Origin of the sequence: Shewanella aquimarina (assembly GCF_023349185.1) — a bacterium.
Classification (GTDB): domain Bacteria; phylum Pseudomonadota; class Gammaproteobacteria; order Enterobacterales; family Shewanellaceae; genus Shewanella; species Shewanella aquimarina.
The window spans coordinates 227,262-246,873 of sequence record NZ_JAKIKY010000004.1 but is presented as its reverse complement, the minus strand read 5'-3'; the positions used below and the strand labels follow the sequence as shown (position 1 = coordinate 246,873).

The following is a 19,612-nucleotide window of genomic DNA, read 5'->3' as shown; positions in this document are numbered from 1 at the left end:
CTTATGACTCCTTCTCTTGGGAATCTGACTGTGTCTCGACCACATGCAAGGCCGTTTGCCCGCCCTCGACGGCGCTCAGACGCTGCTCAAGCTTAGCTATGGTTTGATTGAGCTGTTTGACCTCATCTTCCAACGCCAGCTCTCGCTCGACCACCTTGTTGAAGCCCCAGCCTCTGTCCTCGCGATACAGGGTCGCCCAGATCCACAGGAAGGGCCAGATAGCGTGCAGGGTAAACAGGCTCACCCAACCGGCAACATGCAGGGCATCTTGCTGGGGATGATTACGCTTCTTGGCTATCTCATAAGGAATATCGTGGATCACGATCACCCCATAAAACAGGAAAACGGCGACAAAGATGATGACACCTAATGCAAAGTAATCCAAAAACACGGCTCACTCCTTATTGTTATTGAACCTATTTAACCACAACACGCCGCGCCATCGAGATTGGCGCAAACAAACAGATCTCGCAGTTTTACTTTATCCATACTAGCCATAAATTGCTGATAATGCTTTCCTAATTCGCGTCATAATCTTGATCCAGTACACACTTGTCTGCGTAAGGGGTCTGCATATTCCTTGCTAAGAGGTAAGATAGTCGCCAAATAATCGAAGCTGGGCGCACGACCCACTCAAGATAAAAGGTACCCACACCATGATAGGCACACCCTATTCAAAAGGCGCTAGACGCGCCATGCTGCTAGGCTGCGGCGAACTCGGCAAAGAAGTTGCCATCGAACTACAACGCCTGGGCGTCGAGGTCATTGGCGTCGACCGCTACCCCAACGCGCCAGCCATGCAGGTCAGCCACAGGTTTCATGTGATCAACATGCTGGACGGTGAGGCCCTGCGCGCCATCATAGAGCAGGAACAGCCCCACCTGGTGATCCCAGAGATCGAGGCGATCGCCACTCAGACCCTGGTCGAGCTGGAAGCGCAAGGAGTGAATGTCGTTCCCACCGCTAAGGCAACCCAGCTCACCATGGATCGCGAAGGTATTCGTCGCCTCGCCGCCGAGACATTGGGCCTCCCCACCTCTCCCTATTTCTTCTGCGACACCCAGAGCCAGTTTGAGCAGGCAGTCGCCGACATCGGCCTCCCCTGTGTCGTCAAACCTGTGATGAGCTCATCGGGCAAGGGCCAGAGCATCATACGCAGCGAGGAGGATATTCTCTCGGCCTGGCGTTATGCCCAGGAGGGCGGCCGCGCCGGTGGTGGCAAGGTGATCGTCGAGGGCTTCGTGCCCTTCGACTATGAGATCACCCTGCTTACCATCAGTGCCGTCAACGGCATCCACTTCTGCGACCCCATAGGTCATCGCCAAGAGGATGGCGACTACCGCGAGTCTTGGCAGCCCCAGGCCATGTCTGATGCCGTGCTCGCCAAGGCGCAGGCGATCGGTCGTAAGGTAGTCGAGGCACTTGGCGGCTATGGTCTGTTCGGCGTCGAGCTGTTTATCAAGGGCGAGGAGGTCTATTTCTCCGAGGTGTCGCCTCGCCCACACGATACCGGCCTGGTCACCCTTATCAGCCAAGACCTGTCGGAGTTCGCCCTGCATGTGCGAGCCATCTTAGGCCTGCCTATCGCCAACATAATGCAACACGGCCCATCGGCATCGGCGGTGATCCTGGCCGAGGGCACGAGCCATAACATCAGCTACCGCGGCATGGCGCAGGCACTCGTTGAGCCAAACACTCAGCTGCGCTTGTTTGGCAAGCCGGATATCGACGGCCGTCGCCGTCTCGGCGTAGGCCTGGCTCGTGGGGAAAGCATTGATAACGCCATCGACAAGGCGCTCAAGGTTGCCGCTCAGGTCGAAGTGTTGCTGGATTAAATCCTCCGCAAGTGAGATCAACAAAAAGGGCGCCTCTTCTCAAGAATCAGGCGCCCTTTTCTTTTCGACCAGATGACCTTGGCTTAATTCACCTGATTAATCGGCTGCCCCGCCAGATAGCCCCTGAGGTTATCGATGGCAATGGTCAGCAGATTCTGCCTCGCCTCCCTGGTCGCCCAGGCATTATGCGGGCTGATGCTGATATGAGGTGCGCTCAGCAGCGGATTGTCAGCCTGTGGCGGCTCGCTCGAGAGCACATCCACTCCGGCGGCGGCAATCTCCCCGCGACTTAAGGCATCGGCCAGGGCCTGCTCGTCCACCAGACCGCCTCTGGCTGTGTTGATTAAGATGGCACTTGGCTTCATGGCGCTGAGCCGCTCTCGGTTAATCAACTTCTCGGTGTCCGGCGTTAGCGGACAGTGCAGTGAGATGATATCGGCGCAGGCAAAGAGCGCCTCACGCTCGCACCAGCAGACCCCCTCTGGGAGGTCATGCTTAATGGATGGCGTGTTGACCAGCACCCGCATCTGAAACGCCTTGGCAATAGTGGCCACCTGCCGACCTATGTCACCAAACCCCACCAGCCCCAGCGTCTTGCCCTTGAGGGATTGTAGCGGCGCCAGGGTAAAGCAGAAATCTGGCGCCTGAGACCAGGCCCCAGCCACCACGGCATTGTGATGATCAGACAATCTCTGGGTGTGGTGCAGTATATGGGCAAATACCATCTGCGCCACGGCGTCAGGGCCATAGCCGGGCACATTGGTCACCTTGATCCCTAGCTCACTGGCAGCCTTGAGATCCACCACATTGGTACCAGTGGCGAGCACGCCGACATACTCGAGCCCAGGCAAGGCCTTAAGACCCTCGCCATCGAGAACAGTCTTATTGGTCAGCAACACCTGGGCACCTTGAGCACGATCGATAAGCTCGGCCGGAGCGGTTCTGTCAAAGCAGTGAAACTCGCCCAGCGCTGTCAGCGGCTGCCAATCGAGATCGCCAGGGTTGAGGGTGTAGCCATCGAGTACGACTATCTTCATGAAGACTGCTCTCTTAAGGGTTAAAAAGTGTATTTAAAACCGGCATTCACCTGGCCCTGCCAGATGACATCGGCGCGGATATTCCAGATACAGCGGTTAGCATCGCAAAACAGCTCGTTGTCACTGTTGATGAAGGTGGCATAGCCGCGACCATCGGCAAACAGGCTGAAGTTATCCCCGAGCTGGTATTCCACGCCTCCCCCTATGCCCATGGAGAAGCGTGACTCGTCGGAGAAATCCCCGGACGGACGCATCTGTGTCATGCCGACGCTGACGGTAACATAGGGGCGCAGATCTCCCTTGGGAAAATAGAGCGAGCCGCCGAGGTGGGCGTAATCCAGCTCAAGCTTTGCCAAGCGGTTGGGATTAAACATGCCACCAGCGTGCATATCAGTGCTCTGGTGGCTGTAGAGTAGGTAGACATCGCCAGGATCCCGGGTCTTCATCCCCACTATGATGCCGTAGTGGCTGGAGTCCTTGATACTGATACTGCCTTGGGTGCTAGTGTCGATATCTGTGGCATCGAGTTCACTGGTGCCAAAGCTATAACCACCGAAGGGAGCGACAAAGATGTCCGACTTTGCCCAGGCAGCCTGGGCCGTCATCCATGCTAAGAGTCCCGTCAGTAAGATCAGTCTTATTCCCTTCATCGCCCTCTCCTTTACTTGTTTATGATTATCTCATGGCGCGGTCTTGCTTTACCCTGTCATAGGCGGCCTGAATATCCTGCGCCTTCTGTTTGGCCAGTTCCATCATCTCGGCGGGTAGCCCCTTGGCAACTAACTTGTCGGGGTGATGCTCATTCATCAACTTACGATAGGCACGCTTTACCTGTTGATCCGAGGCCTGCTCGTTGAGGCCTAACATCTCGTAGGCATCGTTAATGGAGGTCTGCTGGCGGCCATGGCGCTGGAAGTTCACTTCCGCCTGCCAGCGCTTGAGTAGCTCATCGAGTTGCTCGCGGCTAAAGCCCAGCTCCTTCGCCACGGTTAAGAGTATGGCATGTTCTTTGGCATCTAGCTCGGCGTCCGACAGAGCCGTCTGGATCTGGATCTCCAGAAACATCTGTAGTAGTTCACGTCGCCCCATGGAGATCAGCCTGAAGGTGCGCAGTGACGCCTTAAGGTCGAAATCGGCGGCCTTGCCCTGAGTAAAGGCCGCCTGAGCCTCGCGGCGGGCATCGCCGCTGAGCCGCAACTGATCCATCAGCGCCGTCGCCAGGCGGATATCATTCTCGGTCACCTGACCCGAGGCCTTGGCCACATGGCCCATGACGGCGAAGGCGGTATTGAAAAACAGCGCCTGTCGATCGCTGCCCTTACCCATCAATTGCTCCACCTCGCCGCGCTTCTTGTCATAGAGGTGGCCCAGCCAGAGACCTATGATGCCGCCTATGATGCGGCCAAACATAAAACCTATGGCAAACCCAAAAAACTTTCCCCAAATCTTCATCTAACAACCTTTATTGTGTTTTTTTGCCGTGCGCAGTTCGGCGTCCAGTGACTGCAATCGCTCCAGGGTGCCCACGTCGCACCAGAGGTGAGAATAGTGCTCACCAGCTATCAGTCCCTGCTGCATCTTATCCCTCAACATCGGCGCCAGGGCGAAACGCCCGCTGGGCGCGTCATCGAAAAAGCGCGGATGATAAATGGCCATGCCGGAGAAGGTCAGCCTGGGCTCGCCGCTGTCATTAACCTTGCCCGCCTCCAGGGCAAAATCTCCCTCTGGATGCTGCTTAGGGTTATCCACCAACCAAAGGTAGGCCTGGTGCTCGCCCATCAACTCGGCGACTCTTGCCTTATCGAGCGCCGCTTCGAGGGACAAGCCCTTCACCCTGGGCAGGCTGTCGATGTAGACATCGCCATTGAGCACCACAAAGGGCTCATCCCCAAGCAGTGGTAAGGCCTGCTTAATGCCGCCGCCTGTCTCTAACGCCTCTGTCTCAGGGCTGTAGCTGATGCTGACGCCCCAGGCGCTGCCATTGCCCAGATAGGCTTCGAGCTTATGCCCTAACCAGGCGTGGTTGATCACTATCTCTGTTATGCCTATCTTCGCCAGACGCTCTATGTGATAGACGATCAGCGGCTTGCCCGCGACCTCTGCCAGAGGTTTAGGCAAGCTATCTGTCAACGGGCGCAGGCGCTCGCCGCGACCGGCGGCGAGTATCATGGCCTTCATCGCTGTACCTCCACATGACTTGTCAGCTGAGACAATTTTTTGCAGGTCATGTGCGGCATCACCTCACGCCTTAACCAGGCGATGAAAGGCGCAAACTCAGGATATTGCTCCCCTATGTCGCACACGTAGCTCAAGGTCAAGGGAATATCTTTCAGATAACCCGGCTTGGCATCGCGATAGTTGAGGCGGCAGAAGATACCCGCAGCTTTCAGGTGACGCTGCATCCCCATGAGATCGAACCAGCGGCGATACTGGCTCAAGTTCACCTCATCGCCTAGGCGGCCCAGGACGCGCATCTGATTATAGTGCTGCTCGAGTAAAGCCTCGACCACGTCGAGCGGCCAGCGCACATAGCAGTCCCGCAGCAGGGAGACGGCGTCATAGGTGATAGGGCCGATAACCGCGTCCTGAAAATCGATCACCGCCAGCTCGTCATCGCAGAGCATCAGATTACGACTATGGTAATCCCTGTGCATACCCACTTTGGGCTGCTGGGCAACGTTTTCTATAAGTAGGCTAAAACACCCATCTATCATCTGCCGCGTCTGACTATCTAGGGTCAGCTTCAGGTGATGCTCGACCAGCCACTCGATGAAGATAGTAAGCTCCCGCAGCACGAAGGCGTCGTCATAATCGGGCAAGGGCTGCCCAGCCGCCGAGGTAATGGTCTGCAGCGCCTCAAGCAAGCCAAGGGCCTTGCCATAGTATTGCTCGACATTCTCAGGCGTCAGCACCTCGAGCAGCTGGATATCGCCGAGATCGGAGAGCAGCAGAAAGCCCTGCGTCAGCTCGGCGGCCTTAACTTCTGGCGCTAGGATACCATGATCATGATAGGCGTTTGCGAGGGCAATAAAGGGGGCGACGGGCACCAGATCCGGCGGCGAGTCCATGGCGATAAAAGTCTGGCTTAGATACCGAACACGATAGTAGCGACGAAAACTGGCGTCACCGGAAATTAAGGCTAGCTGCGCCTCATCGCCTAAAGTTCGCGCTATCCATGAATTAAGGGCAAGAAATCTTGGATCTGACAAGGGCACCTCATGGCTCTTAGAAGAAAATTGCTTTATTATAAAGCAAAATAGAAACAGCAATTAAGATGATTCTATCTCTTTTGCTAAGTTGCTTCCTAAGGGGGATGCAACTATTCTCACCGATAACTTGTCTAGACGAAGAAATCACAAAAACGATAAAAGATGCATATCCGTTACTTATTGGCATTGGCGCTACTCCCGCAGCTAGTCTTGGCAGACGAATCGGAAACCACTCCCGCGCCCGGTGCCCAGTGCCTGGTACTTCCGCCCGTACCTATTCCAGAACCCAGCACAGACGAACGCCCTCTGGATCTGCAGCAGATTAAGATCGTTTCCGACTCATCCAACGCCAAGATGGGTGACAAGGCCACTTTCCAGGGAGATGTGACTTTCAGTCAAGGCGGCCGTCATATCGCCGCAGACAGTGCCGTGCTGGATCAGGCCAACGAGCGCCTGGATGCTAACGGCAACCTGGTGTTCCAAGACAATATGTTTACCGTCACGGCAGACTCCCTGAGCGCCGAGATGCGCAGCAACAGCGCCCAACTTAAGGGTGCCCAATATTGGCTCCACGGCCAGCAGATCCACGGCGACGCGGAAAACCTGGAGATCACCCAGGACAACAACCTGCACCTGTCTAATACCAGCTTCACCACCTGTCCGCCGGGCGATACCTCCTGGCTGCTTGAAGCCGAGACCATCAAGATAGACAGCAGTGAAGAATGGGGCGAGCTCTGGGACGCCAAACTGAAAATCGGCGATGTACCAGTCTTCTATCTGCCCTATATGACGATTCCCGTGTCGGAGAAGCGTAAGTCGGGCTTTCTGTTCCCGTTTTTCAGCACCAGTACCACAAATGGTGTCGAGGTGGCGACGCCCTACTACTGGAACATAGCACCAGAGTATGATCTCACCTTTACCCCGCACTATATGTCGGCCCGCGGCCTGTTCCTCAAGTCCGAGTTTCGCTATCTTGCCGGCGAGGCGCAGCAGGGACAGTTAAATGTCGAATACCTAGGCAAAGACGATCTGGTGCCCAACCGCGCCGACCGTTACCTCTACAACTGGCAGCATCAAGGGGCCATCGCCGACAACTGGCGGGTACTGGCCAACTTTACTGATGTGTCAGATAACAACTACTTCAACGATCTGCCCTCTGACGTGCTGCGTGCCACGGACAATCAGATCTCGCGCATAGGCGAAATCGCCTATTTCGACGATAACTGGGACATGTCGGCCAGAGTGCAGGACATCAAGGTACTGGGTGAGGAAGAATCTCCCTACCAGGTGATGCCGCAGATTGGCTTTAACTATCGCGCGCCAGGATTGTGGCAAGGCATAGACTTCAACCTCATGGGGGAAGCGAGCAACTTCCGCCACAAGGAAGATCAATATGCCACCGCCAGCCGTCTGCACTTCGAGCCAAGCGTATCCCTGCCGATCCACGGGCCTGCGGGCTCGCTGACCAGTGAACTCAAGCTGTTACAGACCAACTATTGGCAGGACACCAAGAACTACACGGGTACAGAGCCGCTGGACAGCACTGTGAGCCGCACCCTGCCCCAGGTACGTATTCACGGTCAGATCAACTTCGAGCGTTTCACCGATTACTTCGATACTAACTACCGCCAGACCCTGGAGCCACAGTTCCAGTACCTGTATGTAGGCTATGAAGATCAGTCCAACATCGGCATCTATGACACTGCGCTATTACAGGATGACTACTACGGCCTCTTCAGGGATCGCCGCTTCTCGGGTCTCGATCGTATCGCAGACGCCAACCAGATGACGCTGGGTTTGACCACCCGCCTGTTTGACGATCATAACCTGGAGCGTTTCAAGTTCAGCCTAGGTCAGATCTACTACTTTGAAGACAGCGAGGTCGGCATCACAGATCCCTCCCGCCCGAACGAGATCTTCAAGCAGGAAAACACCTCCAACTCGGTGCTGGCGGCGGAACTCAACACCCAACTCTACAGCGACTGGTTCTTGAGCGGTGCCATTCAATATGACACCAAAAACAAGAACAACAAGAAGAGTGAGGTCACCCTGGATTTCCGCCCCGGGGTCAACAAGCTGTTGCAGCTCAGCTATCGTTACGTGCCCGATTTAGTTAACAGCAACACCAACGAATCTGTTAATGTGTCGCAAACCGGCTTGCGCACGGCCTGGCCGATCAGCGACAACTGGTATATCGTGGGCAACTGGTATTACGATCTCAACGAGAATCGTAGCGTCGAGACCTACACAGGATTTCAATACGAATCTTGTTGCTGGGCGGTGCGCTTAAGTTATCATTACCGCATTAAAACCAACTACGATGACAATTTAGATCCAACGTTCAACGACAGGGAGCTGTTCGAAAGCGGCTTCTACCTGAACTTTGTGATCAAGGGACTAGGTGGCTCCGGCCCGCTTGGGGTGTCGGACATGCTTAACGATGGCCTGTTTAACTATCGCAAGCCGCTCTACCTGAAAAACTAGTTTTAATATTTTAATCGGCTCCGCGCTGAACCTAGATACGGACTTGTAGTCCAATCAGAATAGTCGAATTAGATACTCGGTCGACGCCTAAGTTGACCGACCTGAATATGCCAAGGATTTTTGTGGATGAAACCCTGTAAACAACTGATTTTTGCTTTACTTACACTGGCGATGAGCCACGGCGCGATGGCCGAGAACGTTCCCCTGGATAGGGTAACGGTTCAGATCAACGAAGGCATAGTGCTGGAAAGCGAAATCGTCAACATGTTGAAGACAGTCAAAGCCAACGCAAAAGCCGCCGGCCAGTCATTACCTTCTGACAAGGCGCTACGCACTCAGGTGATCGAGCGTCTGATCGTCACCCGCCTGCAACTGCAGATGGCCGACCGCATCGGCCTGCATATCGGTGACCTGCAACTGGATCAGACCATAGAAAACATCGCCAAGGAGCAGAAGCTGACGCCTGAGATGATGCGTGAAAAGGTTGAGGCCGAGGGCATGAGCTGGAGCCAATACCGTGAGCAGCTGCGCGAAGAGATCACCCTGGGCGAGATCCAGCGTATTCAGGTTCAGCGTCGTATCCAGGTGTCTCCACAGGAGATCAACAGCCTAGTTAAACTTATCGAAGAACAAGGGATGCAGCAGGTAGAATACCAGATCGGCCATATTCTGATCGAAGTGCCTAGCAACCCCAACAGCGAACAACTTGAAGCCGCCAGCAGCCGCGCCAATGCGGTGCTCAAGCGCCTGCAAAACGATGGCGACTTCAAACAGACCGCCATCGCCTCCTCTTCAGGCCCTAAGGCGCTGGAAGGCGGTATCTGGGATTACATGAACGTCAATGAGATGCCAACCCTGTTTGCCGAACTACTGGTCGGCGCCAAGACGGGCGACATCATAGGCCCTGTGCGCAGCGGCGCCGGTTTCCACATCATCAAGGTAATGGATGCCCGCGGTCTGCAGACCAAAGAAATTGACGAAGTACGTTCACGTCATATACTGATCAAGCCGTCGCCTATCCTGTCGGAAGAGCGTGCCAAGGCGATGCTCGACAAGTTTGCCGACCAGCTAAGAAGCGGTGAAGCAGACTTTGCTACCCTGGCCCGTCAATACAGCGAAGACCCAGGTTCGGCGGCCAAGGGCGGTGAATTAGGCTGGGCGGATCCCACCGTCTATGTGCCAGCCTTTGCACAAACACTGGGCGCACTGAAGATTAACGAAATCAGTGAGCCTTTCCGTTCTAGCCACGGCTGGCACATAGTGCAGCTGGAGGAGCGACGTAAGACGGATGCGACAGATAAATTTAACACTAATCGGGCACACCAGCTCATCTTCCGCCGTAAGTTTAATGAAGAATTACAGAACTGGCTGGATGAAATGCGAGCAGAGGCTTACATTGAAGTATTCGATGCCGATTTCAATCGAGGTTAACCATATTGACGACTAAACGCATCGCCATCACACCGGGAGAACCTGCCGGTGTGGGCCCAGACTTAGTCATTCAACTTGCTCAGCGCGCTTGGCCCGCTGAGCTTGTTGTTTGTGCCGATCCCACTTTGCTGACCAGTCGCGCCAAGCAGATCGGTCTGCCGATCCAGCTGCGTCCCTTCCAGCCCAACCAGCCACCTAAGCCACAGGAAGCCGGCACACTGACCATAGTGCCCTTTCCGCTGGTCAACGATGCAGTTTGCGGCAAACTCGACGAACAGAACAGCAGCTATGTAATCGATACCCTGGCCTATGCAGGTGAGAAGAACATGAATGGCGAGTTCGACGCAGTGGTAACTGGCCCGGTGCACAAAGGGATCATCAACCAGGCGGGCATCCCCTTTAGCGGTCATACCGAATTTTTTGCCCACCAGGCCAATTGTCAGGATGTGGTGATGCTCCTCGCGGCGCCAGGCCTGCAGGTGGCACTGGTGACCACGCATATTCCGCTGGCCTATGTGTCTAAGGCAATCACCCGTGACCGTCTGCACCAGATCATCAAGATCTTGCACAAGGATCTGGTAACTAAGTTTGCCCTAGACGATCCTAAGATCTATGTCTGTGGCCTCAATCCCCATGCGGGTGAAGATGGCCACCTGGGGCGCGAAGAGATCGATGTGATCATTCCCGCTCTCAACGAGCTGCGCGAACAGAACATGAATATCGTCGGGCCACTGCCCGCCGACACCCTGTTCCAACCTAAATACCTGGAAGATGCCGACGTGATCCTCGCCATGTATCACGATCAGGGCCTGCCGGTATTAAAGTCACAAGGGTTTGGCAGCTCGGTCAATATCACCTTAGGCCTGCCCTATATCCGCACCTCGGTCGACCATGGTACGGCGCTGGAGCTGGCGGGCACAGGCAAGGCTGACATCGGCAGTTTTGTCTGCGCGCTAAACAAGGCTATCGAACTAGCCACCAAGAATGAGTCACTTAAAGAGTAGTAATGAGTAATAAAGTACATTTAGGCCACACGGCGAGAAAACGTTTCGGACAAAACTTTTTGACCGACAGCAATGTGATCAATCGTATCGTCGGCGCCATCTCGCCCGATAACGATCACGTGATGGTCGAAATTGGCCCAGGCCTGGCGGCGCTTACCGAGCCGGTTGCCGAAAGCATCGACAAGCTGACCGTAGTCGAGCTGGATAAAGATCTGGTGGAGCGCCTGCAGACCCACCCCTTCCTCAAGGATAAGCTGGAGATCCACCAGGGCGACGCGCTGAAGTTCGACTTCATGCAACTGGTGGAAGAAGGCAAGCAGATGAAGGTGTTTGGCAACCTACCCTACAACATCTCCACGCCACTGATGTTCCATCTGTTCGAATTTGCCGAGCATATCGAGAATATGCACTTCATGCTGCAAAAAGAGGTGGTACTGAGACTGTCTGCGGCCCCCGGCACCAAGGCCTATGGCCGTTTGACCGTGATGGCGCAATATTTCTGCCAGGTGATGCCTGTGCTCGAAGTGCCCCCTGGCTGCTTCACGCCACCACCTAAGGTCGACTCTGCCGTCATAAGGCTAGTGCCCTACAAAGAGAAGCCCTACCCCTGCAAAGATGTGGATCTGCTAAGGCATCTGTGTACCACGGCCTTTAACATGCGCCGTAAGACACTGCGTAACAACCTCAAGCAGTTGTTAAGCGACGATGATTTCGGCGCGTTAGGCATCGATGCCAGCATGCGCCCAGAGCAGATCACAGTGCAGCAATATGTCGCCATGGCCAACCATCTGGCCGACAAACGCCAAGCCTAATCATGAAGGAGGCGCATAGCGCCTCCCACTCGTTAACCTTTTAGGGATCCGAATGAAACAACTCGAATCCTCAATCAGGATTGAGGTCAAAACCGACTATATCGAAGAGCAATCTTCACCGGAAGAAGAGAGATACCTGTTCAGCTACACCATCACCATCATCAACTTAGGGGACGAGCCGGTCACCCTTAAGAGCCGCATGTGGTGCATCACAGACGCCAATGGCCATGAGAGCAAGGTCGAGGGTGCCGGTGTGGTTGGCGAGACGCCCACTATCGCGCCCAATACCGCTTATCAATACACCAGCGGCACGGTATGCGAGACGCCCTTTGCCGTCATGCAGGGCTACTATGTGATGGTGACCGAGCAGGGCGAGACCTTCAAGGCCCCCATCGCCCCCTTCCGTCTAGCGGCCCCCGGCCTGCTGCACTAATTCGAAACAGCGATCCGAGAGCATCTATGGCAACATACTTCGTGGGCGACATTCAGGGCTGTTTCGATGAACTTCAGGCCCTGCTGGCCAAGGTAGCCTTTAACCCTTCCAAAGATGAGCTCTGGGTCGTCGGCGACATGGTGGCCAGGGGGACCCAATCGCTGGAGACACTGCGTTACCTCAAGGGGCTAGAAGGCTCGGTAAAGCCTGTTCTGGGCAATCACGACCTGCACCTCATGGCGCTGCACGGCAAGGTGAAACGGGTCAACCCCAAGGATAATCTCGACGCTTTACTCGACGCGCCAGATCTCAACCAACTCATCGATTGGCTCAGGCTGCAGCCCCTGGCTCGTGAGCACAAGAACCATTCCATCTTGATGGCCCATGCCGGCATTCCCCCTCAGTGGGACGCCGAGACCGCCCTCAAAGAATCCTACGAGGTGCAACAGGCGCTAGCAGAGGATGGCTACATAGAACACCTCATCGCCAAGATGTACACCAACTCGGTCAGTGAGTGGTCACCAGAGATTCAGGGGCTCGAGCGCCTCGTCTATACCATCAACGCCCTCACCCGAATGCGCTTTCTTTACAGCAATGGTCGATTAGACTTCGATTGCAAGCTGCCGCCAGCGAATGGTGAAAAGGAAGGCTTGATCCCTTGGTTTAAACAGCCAGGACGAGCCATGAAGCACCATACATTAGTCTTTGGGCATTGGGCTGCCTTAATGGGCGAGGTCGACCAACCGGGTCTACAAGCCCTGGATACGGGATGCTGTTGGGGACACTATTTAACCCTCTGGCACCTTGAATCGAATCAAAAAATTACCCAAAATAAGTTAAAAAAGAGTTAAACTAGCCCTTAGCTTGGCCGATAAAAAAATAAGCGGATTTCACCGCCCAGCCCTGAGAATGTGTTATGTAATTAGGGATATAACAACAAAAACCGGAGTGCCCTATGAAATTGAACGTCGCCACTCGAGTCATCGGTGGATTTAGTGTCGTCACCTTACTGCTTATCGTCTTAGGTGTGGCGTCCCTGGTCACCAATGACAACATCAAGAGCAGCACCCTCGTTTTGCAAGACCTGAGCCTTCCAGCCCTAAAGAGCAGCAATGGCCTGACTCAAAATCTTGCACTACAGGAAAAACAGCTACTGGTGGCCTTCCATAGCAAGCAATCTAAAGAACTGCCTCAGGTTCGTACTCAATTCTCCAACCTAAGCAAGGGCTTTATATCCGAGCTGGATCAACTTAATCACATCATTCAGGGCCATGGCGACAACCTGGGCGGCCAGATCAAGTCCCTCAGAGCCAACTACCAGTCCTTCAACGACAACAGCCTCAAGATGATGCAGGCCAGAGAGCAGTCACTACTGACGCAAGAGTCCTTAATCGACAACCTGGAGAGCCTAGAGGTCGCGGCTGACGATACCGCCTCTCTGCTGCTGGACCTTATCGATCTAGAGGTCAGTGAAGATCCCACCGAGCGCGAAATTGCCGCCACCGCCAGCAACATAGACAACAGCTTCAGCAACCTGATCACCAGCAGCTATGACCTGGTCAATACCAAGGAGAAATCCAAGTACGAGACCATCCTCAAGGAGCTGGACTACATCATCAGCGAAGCGCAAAACAAGCTGGAATATGTGGGCCGCCACTGGGAAGGTGTCATCGACCAAGAGATGTTAGACAACATCAACGCAGAGGCAGGCAAGGTCTTTACCATGCTCAACGGCCCTGACTCGATTCTCAAGCGTAAGGGCCAACAGCTTGACTTCAATTTCCAGGCAGGTGAACTGCTTAACACGGTCGAAGCAAATGCCACCGCGGTAAATCAGAGCATGGGCAGCCTGAACAAGGCGATTGAATCTACCTCACAGGCCGTTAGTGTCAAGGCGATCGATGAGGTCGACAGTGCCAGCTATAAGACACTAGCACTGGTCCTGATTGCCATAGTGGTGGCCGTGCTGGTGAGCATCGCCGTGATCCGCCCACTCAAGCATTCACTGGATAAGGTCAACAACGCCCTCAATATCCTGGCCTCTGGCAATCTGACCCATAAGCTGGACGATAGCGGCCATGACGAATTTGCCGAGCTGTCTCGCAACTGTAACCGACTTGTAGACAGCCTGCGCACCCTGATCCAGGGGATCCTGGATCGCTCAAACCAATTGGCCGCCGCGGCCGAAGAGACTTCTGCCATTACCGCACAAACCACCGCAGGCATCCAGGAGCAGAAGAACCAGGTCGATCAGGTGGCAACCGCCACGACACAGCTCAGCTCTAGCGCAATGCAGGTGAGTACCAGTGCCGACGAAGCCCTGAATCAGATCAGGCAGGCCGATGAAGAAGCGCAACATATGCGCGCCATCGCCGATGAGAACAAGCGCACCATACTCGCGCTGGCCGATGAAGTAGCCAAGGCGAGTCAGGTGATCAACAAGGTTCACTCCGACAGCGCCTCTATCGGCTCGATTCTGGACGTTATCCGCGGCATCGCCGAACAGACTAACCTGCTGGCGCTGAACGCCGCCATCGAGGCCGCCAGGGCCGGTGAACAAGGCCGAGGCTTTGCCGTGGTGGCCGACGAGGTTCGCAGCCTGGCATCGCGCACTCAAGATTCGACCCAAGAGATCCAGCAGATGATTCAGGTGTTACAACAGGGCACCCAGGAAGCCGTTTCCGTGATGGAGCTGGGCCGTGAACAGGCAAGCAGCTGTGTCGAGAAGACAGAGCAGGCCAACGTCGCCCTGGAGAGCATCAGCAATGCGGTCCACTACGCCCATGACTCGGGCACCCATATTGCCAATGCCGCCCAGGAACAGAACCTAGTGAGCCAGCAGGTGTCTGAGAAGCTTGAGCATATTGCGGCTATCTCCGAAGAGACGGCCACGGGTGCCGATCAAACGGCGCAGTCGAGCCATCAGGTTGCCCAGCTCGCCGAAGAGTTACAGGCCTCGGTGGGTGAGTTTAAGGTGTAACGGCCGCGCCCTATAGGTTTATCTATCGCGGTTTATCTACTGTGGTTTATGCACCATAGTTTAAGAACCGCCTTTAAATAGACACAAAAAACCGGACTTAGGGTCCGGTTTTTTAATGCTCGGCTAAAAGCGCTTTAATAGATTAGTTACCCGCGAGGCGATCCTTGACTGCAGCAGTAATAGGACTGCCGCCGTGACCATTACCCTCGGCCCACTCAACGACGGTCAAACCATCGGCTTCCTTCACGCTCAACTCTTCGGTGGACAGACGCTTAGTCATAAACTCACCCACGTCGTTGGCGCCGCTCTTCATGGCAAAACGCAGCAGGCTGTCACCGTTACAGCTCACCCCTTGATACACGTTACGTAGCTTAACGCGCGCTTCCTTCAATTTCTTACGTAAACGGTTTTTATCATCGGCCTGAACATAGTTGCAGATGTTGGCAACGAGTTGATCGTTGGCTTGAACCGGTGCAGGAACAGTATAAACAGAGGCTGCAATTACCACAGCTAACGTAGTCGGTAAAAAACGCATCGGGTACTCCTATAATATTTATTATTTTTTTCAGTAAGCTATCACTAAAGTGATGCCTAAAGACAACTCGGGGTAACACCATAAGTTAACATTTTTTTGCCAAATTGATAAAGCGATATTCCAAACCTTTATCATTTATGTGAGATTCACTGTCGAGCAGCTGCCAACTGCCATCGTCCCACTCAGGGAAATGGGTATCTCCCTCGACATCAAGATTGATCTCGGTCAGATACAAGCGATCCGCCTGGGGTAAGAGCTCGGCGTACAGCTGACCGCCACCGATAACCACCAACTCCTCACAGCCTTGCACCACTTCCTTGGCATGTTCGAATGAGGTCACGCAGGTCACGCCCTCGATAACCAGATCTTTTTGTCGACTCACCACCAGGTTGTGGCGCCCAGGTAGGGGTCTGCCAATGGATTCGAATGTCTTGCGGCCCATGACCACAGGCTTGCCTAAGGTCATCTGTTTAAAGTGGCGTAGGTCTTCGGGCAGATGCCAAGGCATCTGATTATCTTTGCCGATAACCCGGTTATTTGCCATCGCGGCAATCATCGCTATTTTCATGGGCTCTCCAACGGTCTTATGCCGTTTCTAGGGTTAAGAATTAGATCACTGGGCGGGTACGAAAATAGAGCAGACTAGGCATGGCGAGTCCGACAGATAGCGCCCCTAAGATAAAGATGGTCTTCAAGCCATTGCTGATCACCTCGGCAGTCAGCTCAGGGCTCACCTCTGACTGGGCAGACAGCTGCACCAGGGCGATCACTGTGTTGTAGGCATAGGTTCCGGGGATCATAGGAATGATCGCTGCCACCGCGTACATCAGAGGCGGTGCCAGATGCTTCTTCGCAAAGCCTATGGTCAACACGCCCACCAAGGCGGCCGCGGCAAAGGTGCACCACTCTATCGGCATGCCGAAATGCAACAGCAGGGTACGCAGGCTGTGACCCAGGGCGCCGGCGAGGGCGCAATATGGCAAGAAACGTCTGGGAACATTGAAAACCATGGCAAATCCCACGGCCGGAACCGCGGAGAAGGCGGCGTCATTGAGCAGCTTAAGCAGGAGCTCCATCATAGGAAGAGTCCTCCCAGTTGCATGGCAATGGTGATCCCTATGACGGATGAGACGGTCAACAGGGTGGCGTGTCCCCAACGGGAGATCCCCACGTTAAGGTGTCCCTTCACCATATCCGAGATGGCATTGATCATGGGAAAGCCCGGCACTAACATCAGCACGCTGGCGGCCATCGGCAGCTTAGGGGTATCGGTCAGTTGCAGGTGATAGCCCATCTGCGCCACCAATGTGGTGATAAATGCGGTCACCGCAAAGTTCACCAGCAGGTTGAAATGATGCTTGGCGATGGCCAGACGCACCGACATACCCACAGAAGCCGCCAGTATGGTGATCAACACCGCCATGGTATCGCCACCAAACAGATGACAGAAGCTGCCACAGGAGAAGCCTATCATGGGCACCAGATAGCGCTTGGGATAACTCTTAGGCTGAATCCTGGAGACACGCTTGCGCACCTCATTGAGACCGTAAATCCCCTTCTCGGTCAACAGACAGATGCGCTGCAGCTCGCAGATAACAGTCATATTGATGCCATGTTCACGAATACGTCGGGTAGTGGTAATACAGCGACCGTGGACCAGGCTGGTCAGCACCAGGGAGTTAGAGGAGATAGAGATCTCGACGCTGGCGAGACCTAATGCCTTACCCAGGCGCTGGCTGATCTCTTCGACGAGGTCAGACTCAGCACCATAGGCTAGCAAGAGTTGAGCAACCCGGACAACCTGCCGGGTAATATCATTTTGAGTATCGGCGTACACAATTCTCTCAGAATGAAAGGGGTAGCTTAATAAACTTACCTTTGATAGATGATTTCGACATCATAGTCATCATCATCGAAGTCATCGTCGAAGTCATCATCATAGTCTTCGTTGACCACTTCCTGGGTCTTCTGATGATAGTTGTCCCACTTGAACTCGACCTCGGCATCGGGATCTTCCTCGACCTCTGCAGGCAGCGAATCGATAAAGTCCATCAGCTTGAGTGCCAGCTCCTGGGTGCCTTCACGGTTGTAGGCCGAAATACAGTAGACCTCGCCCTGCCAATCCAGCTCTTTGACGATGCGATCGACACGCTCTTGCAGCTCTTCTTCGAGCAGCAGATCAGTCTTGTTAAACACCAACCAACGCGGCTTACTGGCCAGCAGAGGTGAATGCTTCTCTAGCTCACCCACGATGGCGCGGGCACTGTCGACAGGATCTGTGCCGTCGATAGGCTCGATATCCAGGATATGCAGCAGCACGCGACAGCGCTCGAGGTGCTTGAGGAAGCGAATCCCCAGGCCGGCCCCTTCGGCTGCGCCTTCGATCAGACCCGGAATATCGGCGATCACGAAGCTCTGACCATGTCTTGGCGTCACCACACCCAGGTTAGGTACCAGGGTGGTAAAAGGATAATCGGCAACCTTCGGCTTGGCGCGAGAAACGGAGCGAATGAAGGTCGACTTACCGGCGTTTGGCATACCCAAAAGACCCACGTCCGCCAACAGCATCAGCTCGAGTCTCAAGCTGCGTACCTCACCCGGTGTACCCAATGTCTTCTGACGCGGTGCACGGTTGGTACTGCTCTTAAAGCGGGTATTACCCAGGCCGTGAAAACCGCCCTTGGCGACCAACAGCTTCTGACCATGGGTCTTGAGATCCCCCAAGGCTTCCTGGGTTTCTTCATCGACGGCGCGAGTCCCTACGGGCACCTTAAGAATAAGGTCTTTACCGCCATGACCGGTACAGTCACGACCACGACCATTCTCACCGCGCTCGGCAAAATGAAAGCGCTCGAAACGGTAATCGATCAGGGTGTTGAGGTTTTCATCGGCCTGCAGATAGACACTGCCGCCATCACCACCGTCACCGCCATCTGGGCCACCATCAGGCACATACTTTTCGCGTCGAAAACTAACGCATCCACTACCGCCATCACCAGCTTCTACTCTGATCACGGCTTCATCGACAAACTTCATACCAACTCCAGGCGCCAAACAATAGACCGATTATACTGCCTATCGAAACTTACCGCCAAAAAACAATGATGCAACTACCCCAGCTCAAAAGTGGCAGAGGCAATATTGGACTGGTGCTGGAGCGATATACAGGCTCATTCACCAGTAATGATTCTTCATAAACAATAAAGCCCCACCAGAGGCAGGGCTTTAGAAACTAGCTTGGGTAGCTAAGTATTAAGCTTCGATGCTAATGAACTTGCGGTTCTTAGGACCTTTAACTTCGAACTTAACTTTACCGTCAGTTAGTGCAAATAGAGTATGGTCACGACCGATACCTACGTTAACACCTGCGTGGAACTTAGTACCACGTTGACGAACGATGATGTTACCAGCTAGAACTGACTCACCACCGAAACGCTTAACACCAAGACGTTTGCTTTCTGAATCGCGGCCGTTACGAGTAGAACCGCCAGCTTTTTTATGTGCCATTAGTTAGACCCCTTATTAAGCGTTGATAGCTGTAATTTTAACTTCGGTGAACCACTGACGGTGGCCCATCTTCTTGTCGTGGTGCTTACGACGACGGAACTTAACGATAGTTACCTTCTCGCCACGGCCATGGCTGATCACTTCAGCTACAACCTTACCACCTTCAACTAAAGGTGCACCAACGTGTACAGTTTCACCATCGGCAACCAAAAGAACTTGGTCGAATTCGATAGTTTCGCCTGTAGCAACTTCTAATTTTTCTAGACGTACAGTATGGCCTTCAGCAACACGGTGTTGCTTACCACCACTTTGAAAAACAGCGTACATAGCTATTTTACTCCGATA

21 protein-coding genes are annotated in these 19,612 nt (G+C 54.2%); 8 read left to right on the top strand and 13 right to left on the bottom strand.

What is annotated here, in order from left to right:
- Position 1 precedes the first annotated feature (1 nt).
- Positions 2–391 carry a DUF3302 domain-containing protein gene (locus L2731_RS07235; RefSeq protein WP_249252469.1) on the bottom strand — a complete coding sequence of 130 codons (390 nt, stop codon included), beginning with the start codon at positions 389–391 and terminating at the stop codon, positions 2–4.
- A gap of 265 nt (positions 392–656) precedes the next feature.
- Here L2731_RS07235 and purT point away from each other — a divergent pair, with 265 nt between their 5' ends.
- Positions 657–1,835, top strand: coding sequence for a formate-dependent phosphoribosylglycinamide formyltransferase (gene purT, locus L2731_RS07230; RefSeq protein WP_249252468.1), 1,179 nt, complete (start codon positions 657–659; stop codon positions 1,833–1,835).
- Between the two features lie 83 nt (positions 1,836–1,918).
- Here the strand turns inward: purT and L2731_RS07225 are convergent, their stop codons facing one another.
- The 5 genes from L2731_RS07225 to L2731_RS07205 are packed head-to-tail and all read right to left on the bottom strand — an operon-like array spanning position 1,919 to position 6,087.
- Positions 1,919–2,872, bottom strand: coding sequence for a D-2-hydroxyacid dehydrogenase (locus L2731_RS07225; RefSeq protein ID WP_249252467.1), 954 nt, complete (start codon positions 2,870–2,872; stop codon positions 1,919–1,921).
- Positions 2,873–2,892: 20 nt separating this feature from the next.
- Complete coding sequence (locus tag L2731_RS07220; RefSeq protein WP_249252465.1) at positions 2,893–3,522, bottom strand: outer membrane beta-barrel protein; 630 nt, start codon at positions 3,520–3,522, stop codon at positions 2,893–2,895.
- Between the two features lie 25 nt (positions 3,523–3,547).
- Positions 3,548–4,324 carry a co-chaperone DjlA gene (gene djlA, locus L2731_RS07215; RefSeq protein ID WP_249252463.1) on the bottom strand — a complete coding sequence of 259 codons (777 nt, stop codon included), beginning with the start codon at positions 4,322–4,324 and terminating at the stop codon, positions 3,548–3,550.
- Positions 4,325–5,050 (bottom strand): N-acetylmuramate alpha-1-phosphate uridylyltransferase MurU, encoded by a 726-nt coding sequence (gene murU / locus L2731_RS07210; RefSeq protein WP_249252461.1) that lies wholly within the window; start codon positions 5,048–5,050, stop codon positions 4,325–4,327.
- Positions 5,047–6,087, bottom strand: coding sequence for an aminoglycoside phosphotransferase family protein (locus L2731_RS07205; RefSeq protein WP_249252460.1), 1,041 nt, complete (start codon positions 6,085–6,087; stop codon positions 5,047–5,049). Before L2731_RS07205 ends, murU begins: the two co-directional genes overlap by 4 nt.
- A 156-nt stretch (positions 6,088–6,243) precedes the next feature.
- On the opposite strand from L2731_RS07205, the gene lptD reads away from it, so the two are divergent.
- The 7 genes from lptD (at position 6,244) to L2731_RS07170 (ending at position 15,225) form a co-directional block, all read left to right on the top strand.
- On the top strand, positions 6,244–8,565 hold the full coding sequence (lptD, locus tag L2731_RS07200) for an LPS assembly protein LptD (protein WP_249252459.1): 2,322 nt from the start codon (positions 6,244–6,246) through the stop codon (positions 8,563–8,565).
- 126 nt (positions 8,566–8,691) lie between these two features.
- The gene (gene surA, locus L2731_RS07195) at positions 8,692–9,996 is read left to right on the top strand and encodes a peptidylprolyl isomerase SurA (RefSeq protein WP_041510214.1); all 1,305 of its coding nucleotides are present in this window, start codon (positions 8,692–8,694) and stop codon (positions 9,994–9,996) included.
- A gap of 5 nt (positions 9,997–10,001) precedes the next feature.
- Positions 10,002–11,000: a 4-hydroxythreonine-4-phosphate dehydrogenase PdxA gene (gene pdxA / locus L2731_RS07190; protein WP_041510213.1), complete on the top strand. Its 999-nt coding sequence runs from the start codon at positions 10,002–10,004 to the stop codon at positions 10,998–11,000.
- Between the two features lie 2 nt (positions 11,001–11,002).
- Complete coding sequence (gene rsmA / locus L2731_RS07185) at positions 11,003–11,812, top strand: 16S rRNA (adenine(1518)-N(6)/adenine(1519)-N(6))-dimethyltransferase RsmA (protein WP_249252458.1); 810 nt, start codon at positions 11,003–11,005, stop codon at positions 11,810–11,812.
- 52 nt (positions 11,813–11,864) lie between these two features.
- Positions 11,865–12,245, top strand: coding sequence for a Co2+/Mg2+ efflux protein ApaG (gene apaG / locus L2731_RS07180; protein ID WP_239849728.1), 381 nt, complete (start codon positions 11,865–11,867; stop codon positions 12,243–12,245).
- 26 nt (positions 12,246–12,271) lie between these two features.
- The gene (locus tag L2731_RS07175) at positions 12,272–13,096 is read left to right on the top strand and encodes a symmetrical bis(5'-nucleosyl)-tetraphosphatase (RefSeq protein WP_249252457.1); all 825 of its coding nucleotides are present in this window, start codon (positions 12,272–12,274) and stop codon (positions 13,094–13,096) included.
- 104 nt (positions 13,097–13,200) lie between these two features.
- Positions 13,201–15,225, top strand: coding sequence for a methyl-accepting chemotaxis protein (locus tag L2731_RS07170; protein ID WP_249252456.1), 2,025 nt, complete (start codon positions 13,201–13,203; stop codon positions 15,223–15,225).
- A gap of 142 nt (positions 15,226–15,367) precedes the next feature.
- On the opposite strand, the gene L2731_RS07165 is transcribed toward L2731_RS07170, so the two are convergent.
- From L2731_RS07165 to rplU, 7 genes are all read right to left on the bottom strand, one after another.
- Positions 15,368–15,760: a DUF3718 domain-containing protein gene (locus L2731_RS07165; protein ID WP_041510208.1), complete on the bottom strand. Its 393-nt coding sequence runs from the start codon at positions 15,758–15,760 to the stop codon at positions 15,368–15,370.
- 85 nt (positions 15,761–15,845) lie between these two features.
- Positions 15,846–16,328 (bottom strand): type 3 dihydrofolate reductase, encoded by a 483-nt coding sequence (gene folA, locus L2731_RS07160; protein WP_249252455.1) that lies wholly within the window; start codon positions 16,326–16,328, stop codon positions 15,846–15,848.
- Positions 16,329–16,368: 40 nt separating this feature from the next.
- Positions 16,369–16,839, bottom strand: coding sequence for a threonine/serine exporter family protein (locus tag L2731_RS07155; protein WP_041510206.1), 471 nt, complete (start codon positions 16,837–16,839; stop codon positions 16,369–16,371).
- Positions 16,836–17,597: a threonine/serine exporter family protein gene (locus L2731_RS07150; RefSeq protein WP_249252453.1), complete on the bottom strand. Its 762-nt coding sequence runs from the start codon at positions 17,595–17,597 to the stop codon at positions 16,836–16,838. The genes L2731_RS07155 and L2731_RS07150 overlap by 4 nt, the downstream gene beginning before the upstream one ends.
- A 35-nt stretch (positions 17,598–17,632) precedes the next feature.
- Entirely contained in the window at positions 17,633–18,796 is a 1,164-nt protein-coding gene (cgtA, locus tag L2731_RS07145; protein WP_041510204.1) for an Obg family GTPase CgtA, read from the bottom strand.
- 216 nt (positions 18,797–19,012) lie between these two features.
- Positions 19,013–19,267 carry a 50S ribosomal protein L27 gene (gene rpmA / locus L2731_RS07140; RefSeq protein ID WP_011864676.1) on the bottom strand — a complete coding sequence of 85 codons (255 nt, stop codon included), beginning with the start codon at positions 19,265–19,267 and terminating at the stop codon, positions 19,013–19,015.
- Between the two features lie 15 nt (positions 19,268–19,282).
- A complete protein-coding gene (gene rplU / locus L2731_RS07135) occupies positions 19,283–19,594 on the bottom strand; it encodes a 50S ribosomal protein L21 (protein WP_011864675.1) in 312 nt (103 codons plus the stop codon).
- Positions 19,595–19,612: the final 18 nt, after the last annotated feature.